The sequence below is a fragment of the Thiospirochaeta perfilievii genome (assembly GCF_008329945.1).
GTDB classification, from domain to species: domain Bacteria; phylum Spirochaetota; class Spirochaetia; order DSM-2461; family DSM-2461; genus Thiospirochaeta; species Thiospirochaeta perfilievii.
Window position 1 is genome coordinate 2,333,717 of record NZ_CP035807.1, and the last position, 20,062, is coordinate 2,353,778.

Genomic DNA, 20,062 nt, shown 5'->3' on the forward strand with positions numbered 1-20,062 from the left:
AAGGTTAGTTCAACCATTTTACAATCTAATTGTGCTTTTATTAATATAGGGCTGTATGATATTGTTAAAATTAACTATAGTTATTAGAAATAAGAAGAGGTAAATATGAGTAAAATATGGGCAAAAGATTATGAGTTAGACTCATTAATTGAGGAGTATACTGTTGGTAACGACTATGTTCTTGATTTAGATCTTATCGAGTTTGACTGTGTAGGTAGTATCGCACATGCTAAAATGTTATCAACTATTGGAATCTTAACAGAAAAAGAGTATTTGGATTTAGAGGTCGAGTTAAAAAATATTATTTCTGATGTTAAAAAGGGTTCTTTTAAAATAAATAGAAGTGATGAGGATTGTCATACTGCAATAGAGGCTAGACTAACTGATCGGCTTGGGGAAGTAGGGAAAAAGATTCACACAGGAAGAAGTCGTAATGATCAAGTCATTACAGCTACAAGGCTCTATACAAAGACACAGATAGAGAAGACTCTATCTAGTGGATTATCCCTTGTATCCGCCTTAGTGGATTTAGCTAAAGAGAATGAATTTATTCCTATGGTTGGGCGAACCCATATGCAAACAGCAATGCCATCATCTGTAGGGTTATGGATGGGTGCCTTTGCCGAGGAGATTATAGACTCCCTTAAACTTTTAGAGTCTGTATACAATATTATTGACCAAAATCCCCTAGGGTCCGCTGCTAGTTATGGGGTTCCTCTCTCCTTAAATAGAGAGTTAACCGGGAAGCTGTTAGGTTTTAAGAAGGTTCAAAACAATGTTTTATATGTTAATAATTCCAGGGGGAAATTTGAGTCTATGGTTCTTGATGTCTTAGATCAAATCTCATTAACATTAAGTAAAATGGCCCAGGATTTAATACTCTTTTCACTTCCTGAATTTGACTACTTTTCCCTACCTAAAGAGCTTTGTAGTGGATCTAGCATTATGCCACAAAAGAAAAATCCAGATGGGTTTGAGTTGCTAAGAAGTAAGTCCGCAATAGTTTCATCCTGTGCATTTCAAGTTAAAAGTATTATTAGGTCTCTTCCTTCTGGATATAACCGTGATTTCCAGGATACAAAAGAACCATTTTTAAGAGGGTGTAAGACTTCTCTTTTATCTATTAGAGTAATGGAGCTGTCAATTAAAAATTTACAGGTAAACAGGGATAAGTGTTTAGCAGGTTTTACTCCAGAAATTTATGCAACAGATGCAGCCCTAGAGTTAGTTGCCAATGGATCATCTTTTAGAGATGCTTATGTAGAAGTTGGATTAAATGTTGATAAACTTGGACAACGGGATGCTGTTGAATCAATAAAAAATAGAACCCATACAGGATCAACTGGAAATCTAGGTTTAGATAAAATAAAAGAAGATATATCTAATTTAAAATCTAGAATTAGTAACCTTTAGGATTCTCCATATCTATAAAAAAGGGGATGTTGTAAAAGTAATTAAACCTTAGGCAACAGCCCCTTTTTTTATTTAGGGAGATTAGACTATTTCATATTTTCCATCTCTTGCATAATGTTCATACAAAAGTCTCCAATATGCTCAATCTGTCTAAGTAGGTCGATATAAAGCAACTCTGCTTTTACATCACTACCTCCCTGTATTTGTCGTCTAGCTGCCTTCTTAAGAGTAGACCTATAGCTGTTTATCTTCTCTTCTGTTGATTGTGCATCAGCAATTTTGTAGTTCTCATCTTTTACAGATAGGTTGTGTACTACATCATTTAAAAATCCTGCAACCAACTCTTCATAAGGTTTTAGGTCTTCGATTGCTGTTTCATGGAACTTTAGGTTTTGCTCATGTTGTTTATTTAAAATTATCATTAACTTGTAACAACTATCTCCAATACTCTCTAACTCGTTTACAATTCTCATTAAAGAAGCGGCGTTTGTAAAACCGTCATCATTTAAGTTGTCCTTTGTACAAGCTAATAAGAATTGAGATAACTCCTCTTGCATCTGATCAGTATAATCTTCTTGTTTCTTCATAATATTTAAAGCATTTTCAAAATCTGAAAGATCACCGCAGATACTCTCTCTGTAGCTTGAGTACATCTTTTGAACAATATCTGACATCATTCTTACTTCGTTTTTAGCCTTTAATAAGTAGATCTCAGGCATGTCCTGAAAACCTGTATTCATATATTCTAGAGTATATGGTTGATCTTTATATTCAACTTCACTCTCTCTTACAATTCTTGTTACCAGTTTGGCAAATTGTGGGATAAACCATACAAATATCAAAGTTGCTGTTACATTAAAAATTGTATGGAACATTGCTAGTGTAAATCTTGGATCATCACCTGGTATTATGTAATTTACTAGTTTTAGGAAAGGATAAAAGAATATTAGTGCTAAAATAGTTCCAAAAACATTAAATAATATATGTACCATAGCCGCTCGTTTTGCAGCGGTATTTGCAGCTATCGATGCTAAAAATGCGTCTATAGTTGTTCCTATATTACTACCTAAAGCCATCGCTGCAGCTACTTCAAAAGGAAGTCCAATCCCTGCTCCATCTGTACCTACAAGTATTAAAATAACCCCCATAGTTGCACTAGAAGAGTGAATTATAATAGTAGCAATTGCTCCAACTGCAACAAAAAGTAAAATTGATAAGTAACCTAAATCAGTTAGTTGTTCCAGGCTGGCCATAAAAGCAGCAGCTTCACTCTTTCCTGGTAAAAGGTCTTTTAAAAGACTTAACCCAAGAAATAAGAGACCAAACCCAACAAAAAACTCACCCCAGTTTTTCTTGCTACCCTTCTTGGAAAACATCATCATAGGCATACCAATACCTATACATGGAATTGCTATGTGGGACATGCTGACCTTACCTATAACAGCTATTATCCAGCTTGTAACAGTTGTTCCTATGTTTGCTCCCATAATAACACCAATTGCTTGCGTTAGGTTTAATAGGCTAGCATTTACAAAACTGACTACCATAACAGTTGATGCTGATGATGATTGAACTATTGCAGTTACAAAAACACCGGTTAATACAGCCATAAATCTATTTGATGTCATCATATTTAATACACTTTGTAGTTTGTCACCAGCAGCCTTTTGTATTCCGTCACTCATGATTTTCATTCCGTAAAGGAAGATCCCTAGGCAACCTACGATCTCCAATATTAATATAATTGAAGTAAATATTGTACTCATTAAAGAAAACTCCTCTGTTAGCGTTTTATTAGAATAATGGTAATATTCTGTTAAAAATGCAATAAAAAAGAGCTTTATTTAACACAATTCTAACATTTAAAAATTGTATCTTTTTTACATCCTAGAATTATTGACCCCTAATAACCTACTATGTTAATGTTTAATAACTTTAATATTGAGAAAAAAGGGGCCTTAATGAGTTTCTCACAACCTACTAAGCTCGGCATTGTTGCGTGTCCGGGTGGAGAACAATTCGCCGATGAGATTATAACAAATCTAAAGTCTATTTATTATAGAAGATTTGAAAAGAAGACTAGAAATATATCTAAGGTATATGGTGTATCGGAGGAAGAGGCTGTAAAGCATCTTAATTATGATAAGGATTTAAGTTCAAGGCAGGTTAAAATATACGGAAACCCTGATAAATACAGAGTTCCATCTTTTAAAGTTCCTGGTACTTTTACAAAATTTGCTAATGGAGAGCTAAAAGCTGAAATCAATCACTCTATAAAGGGTATGGATATCTATATAGTTCAAGATGTTGAGAATGCTGAACCAATCCAGTTTAGTACTGGAAAACCTGTTCGTTGTTCTATAAATGACCACATCTTTAATCTATTAGTTACTATTGATGCTGTAAAACAGTCTGGAGCTAGAAGTATAACAGTCGTTGCTCCTGTCTACCCCTACTCGAGGCAGCATAAAAAAAAGGGAAGAGAAGGGTTAACTGCATCCTCTTTAGGTAGAATGTTAGAAGGGGCTGGTGTAGGTAGGATAATTACCCTCGATATTCATTCTAAAGAGATTGAACACACCTTTAAAAAGTTAAGTCTTGTAAACTTACACGCTTCATATCAGGTTTTAAGGAAACTAAGCAATATTATGGACCTTCATAATGAAGATATGGTTGTTGTATCTCCAGATACAGGAGCTATAGACCGGAATAAGTATTTTGCTAGCTCATTACAAAAACCCTTAGCTTTGTTATATAAAGAGAGGGACTACTCAAAGGTAACTGAGAGTGCATCTGACTCCAATATAACAAGTGCAAGACTTTTAGGTAGTGTCGATGGAAGAAACGTATTTATGGCCGATGACATGTTAGGTACAGGTGGTACAATGATTAAGGCAATGGAGCTTCTTAAGCAAAATGGGGCAAAAAAGATCGTTTGTGCTGTATCCCTACCTCTTTTTACAGGTAAGGCTATTGAGTACTTTGATAAGGCCTATGAAGAGGGGAAATTTTATAGAATTATAGGAACTAATGGTGTTACAAAGAGTAAGGAACTTCTAGCAAAAGAGTGGTATGTTTGTGCTAATGTTTCGAATCTTTTTGCAAGAAGTATTTCAAGAATTCATCACGATAGGTCTTTAAGTCCTATTTTAGATAATAGTAAGATGATTCAACGTATGCTGAATCAGAGTAAGAAAAAAGATAAATAATATTAAAATAATAAACAGTTTGTATTGACAATATTTTAGATGGTTGGTATATTTCTCGAGCGTTAGCCTTTGTAGCTCAGTTGGTAGAGTACGTCCATGGTAAGGATGGGGTCACCGGTTCAAGTCCGGTCAAGGGCTCTTGTGGATGATAGGCTCTAAAATAACGTTGACATATTTGTTTATTACGCATAATGTATATAAAATCAGGAGAGTTGGTTAATGGCTAAAGGAAAAAAAGGCGCTGTTGAGTTAATTGCACTACAGTGTACTGAGTGTAAAAGAAAAAACTATACAACACAGAAGAATAGAAGAAATGTACAAAGTAAGTTAGAACTTAAAAAGTATTGTAAATGGTGTAAGTCTCACATCCTTCATAAAGAGACTAAGATTAAATAGATTGTAATACAGGCCAATAGCTCCAATTGGCAGAGCGTCGGTCTCCAAAACCGAATGTTGTAGGTTCGAATCCTACTTGGCCTGTTTTTTTTATATGGAATCGGGAGAAACGAAATGGGTAAAATAAAAGCATTTTTAAGTGAAACTGTAGTTGAAATGAAAAAGGTTGTTTGGCCAAGTTGGCCCTCTGCTTTATCTTCTATGAAGGTTGTTCTTGTATCTACAGTGTTGTTTGCAATGCTGTTTGGGTTAGTTGATTGGTTACTTTTAAGTGGCTTATATTCAATATTTTAATTCGATTTATTTGACTTATATTTTGTTACGTAACTAATCTCAGGCTAAAGCCTGGGATTTTTTGTATGTAAGAAGAAGGTAGATTTATGGCTAAAGGTTGGTATATTCTTCATGTTTTTTCTGGGCATGAAAATAAAGTAGAGAAATACATTCAGATGTATTTAGATGAAGGTGTATATGGGGATGTAATATCCGATGTGAAGGTTCCTTCTGAAGAAGTGTCTGAGAAAGTTAATGGTAAAACTCGGGTTGTAAAAAAGAAGATTTTACCTGGTTATGTAATGCTTGAGATGGATCTACCGGAAAGAGGTTGGAAAAAGACTTGTGTTGCCATAAGAAGAATTCAAAGTGTTCTTGGTTTTTTAGGAACAATGGGTGATTCTAAACCACAACCTATAAGCTCAGAAGAGGCTAAGGCTATTTTACAGAAGGCTGGAGCAATAAAGGCTGATAAGGGGTTACTTATTGGGCAGGATTATGTTGCTGGAGAGAAAGTTCGAGTAACAGAGGGTCCATTTGAGTCTTTCTCTGGTGTTATCGAGAAGGTTATGCCTGAAAAGGGTAAGCTGCAAGTAGTTGTTGGTATTTTTGGAAGATCAACACCTGTGGAAGTAGAGTATCAGCAGGTAGAAAGAGTATAATTGTTTAATATTATGGGAGCTTGGCTTTTGCTTAAGCGTTAATACCATAAAGGAGATATAATGGCAAAAAAAAAGGTTACAGCAGTTATTAAATTGCAAGTTCCTGCAGGAAGTGCAACTCCTGCACCACCGGTTGGACCAGCTTTAGGTCCTCATGGTGTTAGTGCACCACAATTTGTTCAGCAGTTTAATGACAGAACAAGTAAGCACGAAAAAGGTATTTTAATACCGGTAGTTATTGAGGTTTACAGTGATCGAAGTTTTACTTTTATTACAAAAACACCTCCAGCAGCAGTATTATTAAAAAAAGCTGCTAATTTAAAGAGTGGTTCAGCTGAGCCTCATAAGGTTAAAGTTGCGACTATAACTAAAAAGCAAGTTCAAGAAATTGCAGAGCTTAAAATGCCAGATTTAAACGCTAATTCAATTCCAGCTGCAATAAGTATTATTTCAGGTACTGCCCGGTCAATGGGTATAGTAGTGGAGGGTTAAGCTGATGAAAAGAGGAAAGAATTTTAAACAAGCTGCTGCAAAAGTAGATTCCGCGGTTTTATATCCAACTTTAGATGCTTTAAATTTAGTAAAAGAGATCTCTTATGCTAAGTTTGATGAAACTGTTGAGGTTGCTGTAAAGTTAAACCTTAAAAAGAGTCATACAGTTAGAGATACTGTAGTTCTTCCTAATCAGTTTGCTGGTGAGAAGAAAATCTTAGTTTTTGCTAAAGGTGAAAAAGCTGAAGAAGCTAAAGCTGCTGGTGCAACTTATGTTGGTGCAGAAGAGTTAGTTGATAAAGTAAAAGACGGTTGGTTAGATTTTGATGTTTGTGTTGCAACACCTGATATGATGAGAGAAGTTGGAAAGCTAGGTCCAGTTTTAGGTCGAAGAGGTTTAATGCCTAACCCTAAAACAAGAACAGTTACAATGGATGTTAAAGGTGCGGTTGCTGAACTTCAGCAGGGTCGAACAGAGTTTAGAGCTGATAAGACAGGTGTTGTTTCAATTGCTATTGGTAAGGTTTCAATGGATGCTGAAAAGATTCAAGAAAACTTAAACGCTTTTACAGCAGAGCTTAAGAGAAAAAGACCAGTTGATTTAAAAGGTGACTTTGTTAAATCTTTATCTCTTGCTTCTACAATGGGGCCTGGTGTTAAGGTCGATTTTAAATAGTCGGTTACTGAAGGAGATATTCGATGGCAGAGAAAAAAATACAACAATATAAAATTGATGCTGTAGGTCAGCTTGAAAGACAATTTGGTTCAGTAGAAAGTTACTTTTTAACTGACTATAGAGGTCTTTCTGTGGAGCAGATTACAGAAATTAGAGGTAAGTTAAGAGCTTTAGATGCAGAAATTCATGTTGTTAAGAATAATTTTGCAAAAAAAGCATTTGAGCTTATTGATGTTAAAGGTTTAGAAGAGTATCTTGTAGGACCAACAGCTGTTGCTTTAGTAAAAGGTGAAGCTGGTCCTGTAGCTAAAGCTCTTTTTGCTGCTGCAAAAGAGACATCATTAGAAGTAAAGGGTGGATATGTTGCCGGAGACTTAATGTCAAGTCAAGAAGCAGAAGTATTCAGTACTCTACCTACTAGAGATGAAGCTATTCAGATGTTAATGTACGCTATGAATGGTGTTACATCTAAACTTGTAAGAACAATTCAGGCTGTTGCTGACCAAAAAGCAGAAGCTTAAAATAATTATTAACAGCGTTAGTCTTCGTAGTTGTTAACTATCGCTGTGACGTATATTTAGGAGAAGATAATATGACAACAGAAGAAATTTTAGACGCAATTGCTGGAATGACTGTATTAGAGGTTTCAGAGCTTGTAAAAGCAATGGAAGAAAAATTTGGTGTATCTGCTGCTGCACCTGTAGCTGTAGCTGGTGGAGCTGTAGCTGGTGCTGCTGCTGAAGAGCAAACAGAATTCGACGTAGTATTTAAAGGTTTTGCTGATGGAAAGAAAATTCCAGTAATCAAAGCTGTTAGAGAGGCTACAGGTCTTGGTCTTAAAGAGGCAAAAGAGATCGTTGAAGGTTCTGATGCTGTTATTAAAGAAGGTGTATCTAAAGAAGATGCAGCTTCAGTAAAGGAAAAATTAGAAGCAGCTGGTGCTGTAATTGAAGTTAAGTAGTTTAATTACTAATTTAAAATTATAATTTTTTCTCAACTAACCACCTCGGAGGGTTCTCCGAAGGTGGTATTGTTGTCTGGGGGTAGTTTAAAGTGTTTGTACGAGATAAGTCGGAAGCCCGAAGTTATATTGGGAAAGAATATGATGAGGTAATGGAATTACCAAATCTTATTGACATTCAGTTGTCATCATATAATAAGTTTTTACAGAAGGGAACTTTAGAAAAGGGCGGAGCTCTCGGAGATGAGGGTTTGGAAAGTGTTTTCAGATCAATTTTCCCAATAGAAAGTTCAAACGGAGAACTCACCCTTGAGTATAATAATTATACTTTAGATACTAATAAAGAGTTAATTTCAGAGTCTATATGTAAAAAAAAGGGCTTAAGCTATTCTGTGCCGGTAAAGGCAAATATTAGTCTTGTATTTAATAATACAGGAGAGATAAGACAGAAAGTTTTATATATGGGTGATGTTCCATTAATGACTGACCGTGGTACATTTATAATAAATGGTGCCGAAAGAGTCGTAGTTAGTCAAATCCATCGATCTCCTGGTGTAATTTTTTCCAGAGATAAAGATATATTTTCCTCACGAATAATACCATATAGAGGTTCTTGGTTAGAGTTTGAGATCGACCAAAAAAGAGAACTGATTTATGCAAAAATAGATAGAAAGAAAAAAGTTTTAGGTACTCTCTTTTTAAGAGCTTTAGGTTTTTCTACTCGAGAGCAAATAATTGAGAAGTTTCATGTTATTGAGACTGTAAAAGTAACTAAAAAGAGCAAAGAAGAGTTAATTAATCGATACTTCGCTAAAGCCGTTTACGGAGAAAAAGATGGTGAAGAGAAAAAATTATATAGAGCTGGTGAAAAAATTCATCCCCATGATATTGATGAAATGTTAGCCTCTGGTGTTAAAAAAATTGATGTGATTGACTTTGGTGCTAATGGTTCTTTAGATTCAAGAGTTGTTTTAAACTGCTTTGAAAGAGAAGAGTCAAAATTTAGTAAGGATGATCTTGAAAAAGATGAGCCTTCTAGGGAAGAAGCGATTGCCCAGGTTTATGCAATATTACAGCCAGGTGAGCCTATAACAGTTGAAAGTGCTGAAAAAGACTTAAAGTCAATGTTCTTTTCATTACGAAGGTATGAATTAGGTTCCGTAGGTAGATATAAGTTAAACAAAAAATTCGATTACGAAGACGCAAATGACTCCTTAGTACTTGAAATGAGAGATATTGTTAATACCATGTCTCAACTAATAAAAGTATATGAGGGTGATGCTTCAATTGACGATATTGACCATTTAGGAAACAGAAGAATAAGAAGTGTTGGAGAGTTATTAACTAACTCTTTAAAAGCTGCCTTCTCTAGAATGGAGAGAATTTCAAAAGAGAGAATGTCCTTAAAGGATAATGAATCTTTAAAACCTCAAGATTTAATTTCTATTAAGCCTATAGTTGCTGCAATTAAAGAGTTTTTTGGTTCATCTCAATTATCTCAATTCATGGATCAGGTAAACCCTCTTTCAGAATTGACACATAAAAGAAGATTAAATGCATTAGGGCCTGGTGGTCTATCAAGGGATAGAGCTGGATTTGAAGTAAGGGATGTTCATTACTCTCATTATGGTCGAATGTGTCCTATTGAGACTCCCGAGGGTCCAAATATTGGTCTTATTGTCTCTCTTGCAAACTATACAAAAGTAAATGACTTCGGATTTTTGGAAACTCCTTATAGAAAGGTAATCGACGGAAAAGTAACTAGAGAAGTTGAGTATCTATCTGCAATGGATGAAGAGAAATGTTATATTGCCCAAGCAAGTGCTGTTTTAAGTAAAGATGGTGAGTTTGTTGAAGAGCGTGTAGCTGTTAGAAAAAGTGGTGATTATACTACAAAGGTTCCTGAAGAGATCAAATATATGGATGTTAGTCCAAAACAGATCATTTCAGCTTCAGCATCTCTTATTCCATTTTTAGAGCACGATGATGCCAACAGAGCCTTAATGGGTTGTAACATGCAACGTCAAGCAGTTCCTCTTTTATTCCCTGAAGCACCACTTGTTGGTACTGGAATGGAAGGTAAATGTGCTTATGATTCTGGTGTACTTGTAAAATCTAGAGTAGCAGGAGAGGTTACTTACGTTTCAACCAATAAGGTTGTAGTTACCCCTGCAGATGGTTCAGATCCTGTAGAGCATGAGCTGATTAAGTTCCAAAGAACTAACCAGGATACATGTTTTAACCAGAGACCAATTGTTATGAAGGGTGAAATTGTAAAAGTTGGAGATGTTCTATCAGACGGTCCATCAGTTGCTAATGGTGAGTTATCTCTAGGTAAAAACTTATTAGTAGGTTTTGTTCCTTGGAATGGATATAACTATGAGGATGCTATTTTAATCTCTGAAAGAATTGTTAAAGAAGATTATTATACATCTATCCATATAAAAGAGTTTGTTACTGAGATTAGAGAGACTAAACTTGGTCCAGAAAAATTAACTAGAGACGTTCCTAATACAGGAGAGAGAGCCTTAGAGCAGTTAGATGCGGAGGGTATTGTTCGTGTTGGTGCTAAAGTTAAATCAGGAGCAATTTTAGTTGGTAAGGTTACTCCTAAAAATGAAACTGAAACAACTCCAGAATTTAAACTATTAAACTCAATCTTTGGTGAGAAAGCTAAAGAAGTTAGAGACTCTTCTTTAAAAATACCCCACGGTGTTGAAGGAACTGTCTTAGATATACAGCGACTAAAACGATCAGAAGGTGATGAGTTATCTCCTGGTGTAGAAGAGGTAGTAAAAGTTTTAATTGCCACAAAGCGTAAGCTTAAAGAGGGTGATAAAATGGCTGGTAGACATGGTAATAAGGGTGTTATTGCACGAATATTACCAGTTGAAGATATGCCATTTATGGCTGACGGTACATCTTTAGATATCTGTCTTAACCCACTAGGTGTTCCTTCAAGGATGAATATTGGGCAGATATTAGAGACTGAACTTGGTTGGGCAGCTGGTACTTTAGGTAAGTTTTTTGAAACTCCTGTATTCCAATCTGCTTCAGCTACAACAATTGAAGATACTTTAGAGAAAGCAGGTTTACCTAGAAGTTCTAAAGTAACTCTATATGATGGTTACACTGGTGAAGCGTTTAAAAACGATGTTTTTGTAGGATATATGTACTACTTAAAACTTCACCATTTAGTAGATGATAAAATGCATGCTAGATCTACAGGTCCATATTCATTAGTAACTCAGCAACCACTAGGTGGTAAAGCTCAGTTTGGTGGTCAAAGACTTGGAGAGATGGAGGTTTGGGCATTCCAGGCATATGGAGCAGCTCATACACTTCAAGAGTTATTAACTATTAAATCAGATGATATGGTTGGTAGAGCGAAAATATACGAAAGTATAGTAAAGGGTGACGTTGCAACATTTGCAGGTGTTCCTGAGTCTTTTAGAGTTCTTGTTCAAGAACTTAGAGGATTAGCTCTTAACTTAACTATATACGACGAAAAAGGTCGTGAAGTTCCACTTACAGAAAGGGATGCAGAAATAATAGATAAACAGGGCAGCCGGTTCTAAGGAGAAATAGATGATGAATGAACAACAAGATTTTGACCATATAATGTTAAAGCTTGCTTCACCAGAGCAGATCAGAGCATGGTCTTATGGTGAAGTTAAAAAACCAGAAACTATTAACTATAGAACTCTTAGGCCAGAAAAAGAGGGTCTCTTTTGTGAGAGAATCTTTGGAACAACTAAAGAGTGGGAGTGTTACTGTGGTAAATTCAAATCTATTAGATACAAAGGTGTTGTATGTGATAGATGTGGAGTTGAGGTAACCCACTTTAAAGTTAGACGTGAAAGAATGGGGCATATTGAATTAGCATGTCCTGTATCTCACATTTGGTATTATAGATCAGTTCCATCAAGAATGGGTCTTCTTTTAGATCTCTCAATTGCTGCGTTAAGAAGCGTTTTGTACTATGAAAAGTATATTGTAATTGAGCCAGCTGACACAGACTTAAAAAAGCATCAACTCTTAACAGAGGAGGAGTATGCTGAAGCTAAAGATAGATATGGTGTTACTTTTACTGCTGGTATGGGTGGAGAAGCTGTTAGTTCCATTTTAGAAAACTTAGACTTAGATGCATTGTCATCTGAATTAAGAGCTAAAATGGCTGATAAAGGAGCTAAATCTGATAAGCGACTACTTAAAAGGATTGAAATTGTAGAAAACTTTAGAGACTCTGGAAATAGATGTGAGTGGATGATACTAGATGTTATTCCAGTAATTCCACCAGAGTTAAGACCTATGGTTCAATTAGATGGTGGTAGATTTGCGACATCTGACTTAAATGATCTTTATAGAAGAGTTATTAATAGAAATAACAGACTTAAAAGATTAATGTCTCTTCATGCTCCTGATATTATTATTAGAAATGAAAAGAGGATGTTACAGGAAGCTGTAGATGCTCTATTTGATAACTCTAAAAAGAAAAAAGTTGTTAAAGGTGCTTCTAACAGACCATTAAAATCTCTTTCTGATATGTTAAAAGGTAAACAGGGTCGTTTTAGACAAAACTTACTTGGTAAGCGTGTTGACTACTCAGGTCGATCGGTTATTGTTGTTGGTCCTAATTTAAAACTACATCAGTGTGGTCTACCTGCAAAAATGGCTTTAGAGTTATTTAAACCATTTATTATGAAAAAACTTGTTGAAAGAGACATAGTATATAATATTAAAAAAGCAAAGAGTTTAGTAGAGCATGAAACTCCAGAAGTTTGGGCTGTATTAGATGAGGTTGTAAAAGAGCATCCAGTACTTTTAAACCGTGCACCAACTCTACATAGATTAGGTGTTCAAGCTTTTGAACCTGTTTTAGTTGAAGGAAAAGCTATTAGACTTCACCCTCTTGTATGTCATGCATTTAATGCCGACTTTGATGGTGACCAGATGGCTGTCCACGTACCTTTAACTAGAGCAGCACAGATAGAGTGTTGGACTTTAATGTTGTCTGATACAAATCTAATGTCACCTGCAAATGGTCAACCAGTAGTTTATCCTTCCCAGGATATGGTTCTTGGAATTTATCATTTAACTAGTGAAAAACCAAAGGCTAAAGGAACTGGTAAATACTTATCAAGTAAAGACGAGGCTATTTTAGCGGTACAAGCAAACTCAATAGAGTATCAAGCTTTAATTAATATCTTAATTGATGGAGAGTGGATAAAAACTACTGCTGGGCGAATTGTATTTAACGATCTTTTACCAGAAGAGGTAGCATTTGTTAACTATAGGCTTGGTGATGATGAGATTAGAGATTTAATTACACACACTTATGAAGAACATGGAGCTTATGTAACAGTTAAAATGTTAGATATCATTAAAGATACAGGGTATAAATATGCAACTATCTTTGGTGCTTCTATTGGTGTTGATGATATTCTTATTCCAGAATGTAAAAAAGAGATGATTGATGCCGCAAATGCTGAAGAGAGTAAAATCATAAATCAGTATATGCAGGGACATATTACATCTGACGAGAGATATAACAGAGTTGTTGAAGTTTGGTCTACGACAAATGAGAAGTTAACAAACGAGATGATGGATAATGTTGAAAAAGATAAAGATGGATTTAACAATATCTATATGATGGCAAACTCTGGAGCCAGGGGATCTAGAAACCAGATTAGACAGTTATCAGGTATGCGTGGTCTTATGGCAAAACCTTCAGGGGATATTATTGAGTTACCTATTCGATCAAACTTTAAAGAGGGTCTTTCTGTAATTGAGTTCTTTATCTCTACAAATGGAGCCAGAAAGGGTCTTGCGGATACAGCTTTAAAAACTGCGGATGCGGGATACTTAACAAGAAGACTTGTTGATATAGCTCAAGATGTTGTTATTAATGAGGAAGATTGTGGAACTATTAATGGTATTGAGATGACTGCTCTTAAAGACGGTGAAGAAGTTGTTGAGGCATTATCAGATAGAATCCAGGGTAGGTTTACACTTGAAAGAGTTAAGCACCCTATTACAGATGAGATTATTATTGATGTAAACGAAGAGATAACAGATAAAACTGCAAGAGCTATTGAATCAGTTGGTGTTGAGTCTGTAAAGGTTAGAACTGTATTAACATGTGAAGCAAAACAGGGTGTTTGTAGAAAATGTTATGGTCGAGATCTTTCAAGAAATAAGAATGTTAACATTGGTGAAGCTGTTGGTATTGTTGCTGCTCAGTCAATTGGTCAGCCAGGAACACAGTTAACAATGAGAACTTTCCACGTTGGTGGTGCTGCATCTGCAATAACTGAAGATAATAAGATCGCTTTAAACTACCCAGTATTAATTAGATCTTTTGTTGGTCAATCTGTAGAAATCGAAGATGATAAAGTATTGTTTACTCGAAAGGGTGAAATGACAGTAGCTAAAATCTTAGATACATACAAAATAGAGAAAGCTGACAATATTATAGTCGAAGATGGGCAGAAAGTTATTAAAGGTGAAATAATCATTGAAAGAAAGTCAGGAAATGTAGAAGCAGATGATATTGCATTTGTTGTACTTCACGGTGATGACCTTTTACTTGTAGCTCAGGATCAAGTTGTTGAAATAAGAAATGGTTCTACGGTAATCGCTAAAGAGAATCAAATTGTTCCAGCAGAAGAGGCTATTGCATTCTTCGACCCATTTAGTGATCCAATTATTGCGGAGTTTGAAGGTACTACAAAGTATGAAGATATTATACCTGGTTCAACACTTCGAGAGGAAGTTAATGAGGATACAGGTAAAATAGAGAAGAAAATATCTGATACAGCAGCTGAAACACTGCAGCCTAGAATTCTTATATTGGATAATAATGGTAAAGAGTTAGCAACATACTTCTTGCCTAATAACGCTTATTTAAGTATAGATAACAATGAAAAGGTTATAGCGGGAACAACTCTTGCTAAACTGTTAAAAGAGTCTGCTAAGACCCAAGATATTACTGGTGGTCTACCAAGGGTTGGAGAGCTATTTGAAGCAAGAAGACCTAGAGAAGAGGCTGTTTTAGCTAAAATCGGTGGTGTTGTTAGATTTAAAGGAATTGCTAAAGGTAAGAGGCTTATAGCAGTAGAAGATCCATACGGTAGAGAGTTTAAACATCAGATCTTAATGGGTAAACACTTAGTTGTTAGAGATGGAGATACTGTTAAAGCTGGTGAGAAACTTTGTGAAGGTAACATTGATCCCCATGATGTTTTAGATATCCTAGGAGAAAATGCTCTACAGAGATTCTTAGTTGACGAAGTACAAGAAGTTTATCGAATGCAAGGTGTTCAGATAAACGATAAGCATATAGGTGTTATTGTTCGGCAGATGATGAGAAAAATTGAGATTACAGAAGTTGGTGATACTCACTTTATCTACGGTCAGCAGATCGATAAGTATAGCTTTAGAAAAGAGAATGAGAAAGTTGTATCCCAGGGTGGTCAACCTGCTGTAGCTAGACCTCTATTATTAGGTATTACAAGAGCTTCATTACAGATTGATTCTTGGATTTCAGCTGCGTCATTCCAGGAAACAACTAGAGTTTTAACAAATGCTGCTATTGCCGGTGATATAGATGAGTTACGTGGACTTAAAGAAAACGTAGTTATAGGTCACTTAATACCAGCTGGTACAGGTATGAAACGATATGCTGGACCAAAACTGTATAACGAAGAAGTTGAGGACTTAGATCAACACGTTCAAGAGATTATGAATGAGAGAGCTAAGGCTGCTTTAGAGGCTACAGAAGAAGAAATTTAATATATTTATCAAGGGTTTATGCTGGACCCTTGAATTTATATTCTCAGTATGATATTTTTTGCAAACATGCTGAAACGAATACCATGAATTATTTACTTTGTTAAAATTGCGGGTTCATTGGATATTTAATTACATTATTAGGAGAGGCGAATGCCAACTGTTAATCAATTAGTTAGAAAAGGACGAAAGTCTACTAAGAAGAAAACAAAAGCACCTGCATTACAAGGGTGTCCTCAAAAAGAGGTGTATGTACAAGAGTAATGACTGTAACTCCAAAGAAACCAAACTCTGCGTTAAGAAAAGTAGCAAGGGTAAGACTTTCTAATGGAATAGAGGTAACTGCTTATATCCCAGGAATTGGTCATAACTTACAAGAGCATAGTGTTGTTGCTTTAAGAGGTGGAGCTATTAAAGATTTACCTGGTGTTAGATATCATATTATTCGAGGTACTAAAGATACTCTAGGTGTTGAATCAAGAAGACAAGCTAGAAGTAAGTATGGTACTAAGAGACCTAAGGCTTAGGGGGAGATAAGATGTCAAGAAGAAGAGCAGCTGAAAAAAGACCAGTAACTCCAGACTCAAAGTATAGTAGTAAGGTAGTTGCAAAATTTATTTCTAGAATGATGGTTGATGGAAAGAAATCTGTAAGTAGAAAATGTGTTTATGGTGCTATTGATTTTTTAGCGTCTAAAACAGAAAAAGAAGCTTTAGAGTCTTTCTTAAAATCTGTAGAAAATGTTAAGCCAGCAGTAGAGGTTAAGTCTCGAAGAGTTGGTGGTTCTACTTACCAAATACCTGTAGAGGTAAGAGATAGTAGAAAAGAAGCATTATCAATGAGATGGATAATTGCAGCAGCAAGAAAGAGAAATGGTAAAACAATGTCTCAAAAACTTGGTGCAGAATTATTAGATGCTTACAATCTAACTGGAACAGCTTTTAAGAAGAAAGAAGATGTTCATAGAATGGCAGAAGCTAATAAAGCGTTCTCTCATTACAAATAATATATTTTTTTACTTAAAACCTAGTTTAGACCTTGATAAAAGATCTAAGTTAGGTTATTTTATTTAAACACTCTTAAAGGGTGTTTTTGTTTATTGCTTTATAGCAATAGGATAAAGAGTTTTGTATAACTTTTTATGTCTGGCAAAATGATTGCGTTTTGGTAATCCGCTTTTGAACCAGGTTTACAACTTAATTTCAAGATATCAAACCACTGGCGTAGTCAGAAGGTGATGGATTTTAATAGTAAGCTTCTTAAGTTCTTAGCGATTCCTTATGCAATAATTTATACATAATATACCCTGTAATGGTATTTATATTTTATTTATTAGCAATATTATCCAGGAGGACGGAATGGCTAAGGAAAAATTCCAACGAAATAAACCGCATTTAAATGTTGGTACTATCGGGCACGTTGACCATGGTAAGACTACTCTTACTGCGGCTATAAGTGCATATTGTTCATTTAAAGCTGGTGACGGTAAAGTAATGAGCTACGAAGATATCGATAATGCTCCAGAAGAAAAAGAGCGTGGTATCACAATTAACTCTAGACACATTGAGTATGAAACAGAAACTAGACATTATGCTCACGTAGACTGTCCAGGGCATGCCGATTATGTTAAGAACATGATTACTGGTGCTGCACAGATGGATGGTGCTATACTTTTAGTTGCTGCAGATTCTGGACCAGAACCACAAACAAGAGAGCACATCTTACTTGCTAGACAGGTTGGTGTTCCTAAGTTATTAGTTTTCATGAACAAAATGGATTTAGCTGACCCTGAGTTAGTTGAGTTAGTTGAAATGGAAGTTATGGAGCTTTTATCAGAGTATGGTTTCCCAGGTGATGATACTCCAATAATCAAAGGTTCAGCTTTCCAAGCAATGTCAGCTATTGATGACACAGAAAAAACTGCATGTATTGAAGAGCTTTTACAGCAAATGGATACATACTTCCCAATTCCTGAGAGAGAAGTTGATAAAGATTTCTTATTACCAATTGAGGATGTATTCTCAATTTCAGGTCGTGGTACAGTTGTAACTGGTAGAATCGAAACAGGTGTTTTACATGTTGGAGATACTATTGAGATCGTTGGTATCAGAGATACTCAAACAACTACATGTACTGGTGTTGAGATGTTCAACAAGTTATTAGATGAAGGTCAAGCTGGAGATAACGTTGGTGCTTTATTAAGAGGTATCGATAAAAATGCAGTTCAAAGGGGTCAAGTACTTTGTAAGCCAGGTTCTATTAAGCCACATACTAAATTCTCAGCTGCACTATATGTGTTAACTAAGGATGAGGGTGGTAGACATAACCCATTCTTTACAGGTTATAGACCACAATTTTACTTTAGAACTACAGATATTACAGGAACAGTAACTCTTCCTGAAGATAAGCAGATGGTTATGCCAGGTGATAACGTAACAATTAGTGTTGAGTTAATTCACCCTATAGCAATGACACAGGGATTAAGATTCTCTATCCGTGAGGGTGGTAGAACTGTAGCTTCTGGTCAGATTTCTGAGATTATCGAGTAGTAATTCGAGATAGATCGAGCCTTCCCTGGTTCGATCTTATGGGGGAATAATGGGAAAAGAAGGAAAAATTCGAGTTAGATTAAGAGGTTTTGATGTACAGTTACTGGATCAATCTGCTAAGGCAATTGTACAGTCTGTTCAGAAACAGGGCGCAAAAGTTGCAGGACCTGTTCCTTTACCAACAAGAATTAGTAAGTATACAGTGCTTCGTTCTCCTTTTGTTAATAAAAAATCAAGAGAACAGTTTGAAATGAGAACGCATAAGCGTCTTATTGATATATTAGAACCAACCTCTGCTGTTATGGACGCTTTAATGAAGCTAGAACTCCCTGCCGGAGTTGACGTAGACATCAAACAGTAAGTGCAGATAATAGGATAGGTATTAAATGATAAGTCTTATCGGCAAAAAAGTTGGAATGACACAGGTATTTAACGACAATGGTGAATTGGTACCTGTAACGGTTGTAAAATTCGAATCAAATATTGTTGTAGCTCAAAGAGAGACAGCAAAAGATGGTTATGATGCAGTAGTTATAGGAACAGTTGAAACTAAAGAATCAAAAGTTTCTAAACCTGTTGCTGGTCAGTTCAAAGAAGTAACGCCTCAAAAACATGTAATGGAATTTAGAGGATTTGATAAAGAGTGCAAAATTGGTGACTCTTTTGGTGTAGAGCTACTTGATGGAATATCTTTTGTGGATGTTACAGGTACTTCTAAAGGTAAAGGTTACCAGGGTGTAATGAAGAAGCATGGTTTTGGTGGTGGTAGAGCTACTCATGGTTCAAAGTTTCACAGAGAAGCTGGTGGTACAGGTATGGCTACATATCCAGGTCGTGTTATTAAAAACACAAAAATGGCTGGAAGAATGGGTAGCGATAAAAAAACTGTGCAAAATCTTGAATTAGTTAAAGTTGATGCAGAGATGCAGATTGCTTTAATTAAGGGTGCTGTTCCTGGTAAACGAGGTGGACTCGTGATCGTTAGAAACGCGAAGAAAAAGTAGGGGATATTATGGACAAAAAGGTATATTCAATAGAGGGTAAAGAATTAAGAACTGTTACTCTTGATGATGCTGTATTCGCTCGTGAAGTTAGCGAAGGTTCAATTTATCTTGCTATAAATAATGAGCTTGCTAACAAAAGAGTTGGAACTGCATGTACAAAGGGTCGTAAAGACGTAAAAGGTAGTACTGCTAAACCTTGGAAACAGAAAGGAACTGGTCGAGCTCGTGCTGGTGATAAGAAATCTCCAGTTTGGGTAGGTGGTGGAACTGCATTTGGTCCTAAACCAAGAGACTATAGCTACACAATGCCAAGAAAAGCTAAAAGATTGGCTATGAAGTCAATTTTAAGTTTAAAAGCTAAAACAGATCTTATTACTGTTATCGAAGACTTTACAATTGAGTCTGGTAAAACTAAAGATTTTGTTAAGGTAATTAGCAATTTTGTAGAGAAAGAAAGAACTGTTGTTATTCTAAAAGATGATGATGCAATGGTAAGAAGAGCTGGAAGAAACGTTCCAAACGTTAAGTTTTTAGCCTATAACAGATTAAGAGCGCATGATCTTTTCTACGGAAAAAAGATTGTTGTTCTAGAAGGCGCAGTTGAAAAACTGAACGAATTCTACGGGAAATAATAAG

At 35.7% G+C, this 20,062-nt stretch carries 17 protein-coding genes, 2 tRNA genes and 1 pseudogene; 19 read left to right on the top strand and 1 reads right to left on the bottom strand.

Features of this window, described 5'->3' with window-relative positions; genetic code table 11:
* The first annotated feature begins 105 nt into the window (after positions 1–105).
* Entirely contained in the window at positions 106–1,413 is a 1,308-nt protein-coding gene (gene argH / locus EW093_RS10600; protein WP_149568383.1) for an argininosuccinate lyase, read from the top strand.
* A gap of 86 nt (positions 1,414–1,499) precedes the next feature.
* Here argH and EW093_RS10605 read toward each other — a convergent pair whose 3' ends face one another.
* The gene (locus tag EW093_RS10605; RefSeq protein WP_149568384.1) at positions 1,500–3,179 is read right to left on the bottom strand and encodes a Na/Pi cotransporter family protein; all 1,680 of its coding nucleotides are present in this window, start codon (positions 3,177–3,179) and stop codon (positions 1,500–1,502) included.
* Positions 3,180–3,374: 195 nt separating this feature from the next.
* Here EW093_RS10605 and prs point away from each other — a divergent pair, with 195 nt between their 5' ends.
* From prs to rplD, 18 genes and pseudogenes are all read left to right on the top strand, one after another.
* Positions 3,375–4,622 carry a ribose-phosphate diphosphokinase gene (prs, locus tag EW093_RS10610; protein WP_149568385.1) on the top strand — a complete coding sequence of 416 codons (1,248 nt, stop codon included), beginning with the start codon at positions 3,375–3,377 and terminating at the stop codon, positions 4,620–4,622.
* A 65-nt stretch (positions 4,623–4,687) separates the two neighbouring features.
* Positions 4,688–4,760, top strand: a tRNA-Thr gene (locus EW093_RS10615).
* An 81-nt stretch (positions 4,761–4,841) separates the two neighbouring features.
* Positions 4,842–5,018 (top strand): 50S ribosomal protein L33, encoded by a 177-nt coding sequence (gene rpmG / locus EW093_RS10620; protein WP_149568386.1) that lies wholly within the window; start codon positions 4,842–4,844, stop codon positions 5,016–5,018.
* A gap of 10 nt (positions 5,019–5,028) precedes the next feature.
* Positions 5,029–5,102: transfer RNA gene (locus tag EW093_RS10625), tRNA-Trp, on the top strand.
* 30 nt (positions 5,103–5,132) lie between these two features.
* Positions 5,133–5,312: a preprotein translocase subunit SecE gene (secE, locus tag EW093_RS10630; protein WP_149568387.1), complete on the top strand. Its 180-nt coding sequence runs from the start codon at positions 5,133–5,135 to the stop codon at positions 5,310–5,312.
* A gap of 86 nt (positions 5,313–5,398) precedes the next feature.
* Positions 5,399–5,953, top strand: coding sequence for a transcription termination/antitermination protein NusG (gene nusG, locus EW093_RS10635; protein WP_149568388.1), 555 nt, complete (start codon positions 5,399–5,401; stop codon positions 5,951–5,953).
* Positions 5,954–6,013: 60 nt separating this feature from the next.
* Positions 6,014–6,445, top strand: coding sequence for a 50S ribosomal protein L11 (gene rplK, locus EW093_RS10640; RefSeq protein WP_149568389.1), 432 nt, complete (start codon positions 6,014–6,016; stop codon positions 6,443–6,445).
* Between the two features lies 1 nt (position 6,446).
* Positions 6,447–7,121 carry a 50S ribosomal protein L1 gene (rplA, locus tag EW093_RS10645; protein WP_187759898.1) on the top strand — a complete coding sequence of 225 codons (675 nt, stop codon included), beginning with the start codon at positions 6,447–6,449 and terminating at the stop codon, positions 7,119–7,121.
* Between the two features lie 23 nt (positions 7,122–7,144).
* Positions 7,145–7,642 (top strand): 50S ribosomal protein L10, encoded by a 498-nt coding sequence (rplJ, locus tag EW093_RS10650; RefSeq protein WP_149568391.1) that lies wholly within the window; start codon positions 7,145–7,147, stop codon positions 7,640–7,642.
* 71 nt (positions 7,643–7,713) lie between these two features.
* A complete protein-coding gene (gene rplL / locus EW093_RS10655; protein WP_149568392.1) occupies positions 7,714–8,082 on the top strand; it encodes a 50S ribosomal protein L7/L12 in 369 nt (122 codons plus the stop codon).
* A gap of 92 nt (positions 8,083–8,174) precedes the next feature.
* Positions 8,175–11,660, top strand: a complete 3,486-nt coding sequence (gene rpoB / locus EW093_RS10660) for a DNA-directed RNA polymerase subunit beta (RefSeq protein WP_149568393.1) — start codon at positions 8,175–8,177, stop codon at positions 11,658–11,660.
* Between the two features lie 13 nt (positions 11,661–11,673).
* On the top strand, positions 11,674–15,876 hold the full coding sequence (gene rpoC / locus EW093_RS10665; protein WP_149569606.1) for a DNA-directed RNA polymerase subunit beta': 4,203 nt from the start codon (positions 11,674–11,676) through the stop codon (positions 15,874–15,876).
* A 150-nt stretch (positions 15,877–16,026) separates the two neighbouring features.
* Positions 16,027–16,400, top strand: a pseudogene (gene rpsL / locus EW093_RS10670) (30S ribosomal protein S12).
* A gap of 11 nt (positions 16,401–16,411) precedes the next feature.
* Entirely contained in the window at positions 16,412–16,879 is a 468-nt protein-coding gene (gene rpsG, locus EW093_RS10675) for a 30S ribosomal protein S7 (RefSeq protein WP_149568394.1), read from the top strand.
* 352 nt (positions 16,880–17,231) lie between these two features.
* Positions 17,232–18,422, top strand: coding sequence for an elongation factor Tu (tuf, locus tag EW093_RS10680; RefSeq protein ID WP_149568395.1), 1,191 nt, complete (start codon positions 17,232–17,234; stop codon positions 18,420–18,422).
* A gap of 49 nt (positions 18,423–18,471) precedes the next feature.
* On the top strand, positions 18,472–18,783 hold the full coding sequence (rpsJ, locus tag EW093_RS10685) for a 30S ribosomal protein S10 (RefSeq protein ID WP_149568396.1): 312 nt from the start codon (positions 18,472–18,474) through the stop codon (positions 18,781–18,783).
* Between the two features lie 25 nt (positions 18,784–18,808).
* Positions 18,809–19,426 carry a 50S ribosomal protein L3 gene (gene rplC / locus EW093_RS10690; protein ID WP_149568397.1) on the top strand — a complete coding sequence of 206 codons (618 nt, stop codon included), beginning with the start codon at positions 18,809–18,811 and terminating at the stop codon, positions 19,424–19,426.
* Between the two features lie 8 nt (positions 19,427–19,434).
* Positions 19,435–20,058, top strand: coding sequence for a 50S ribosomal protein L4 (gene rplD / locus EW093_RS10695; RefSeq protein WP_149568398.1), 624 nt, complete (start codon positions 19,435–19,437; stop codon positions 20,056–20,058).
* Positions 20,059–20,062: the final 4 nt, after the last annotated feature.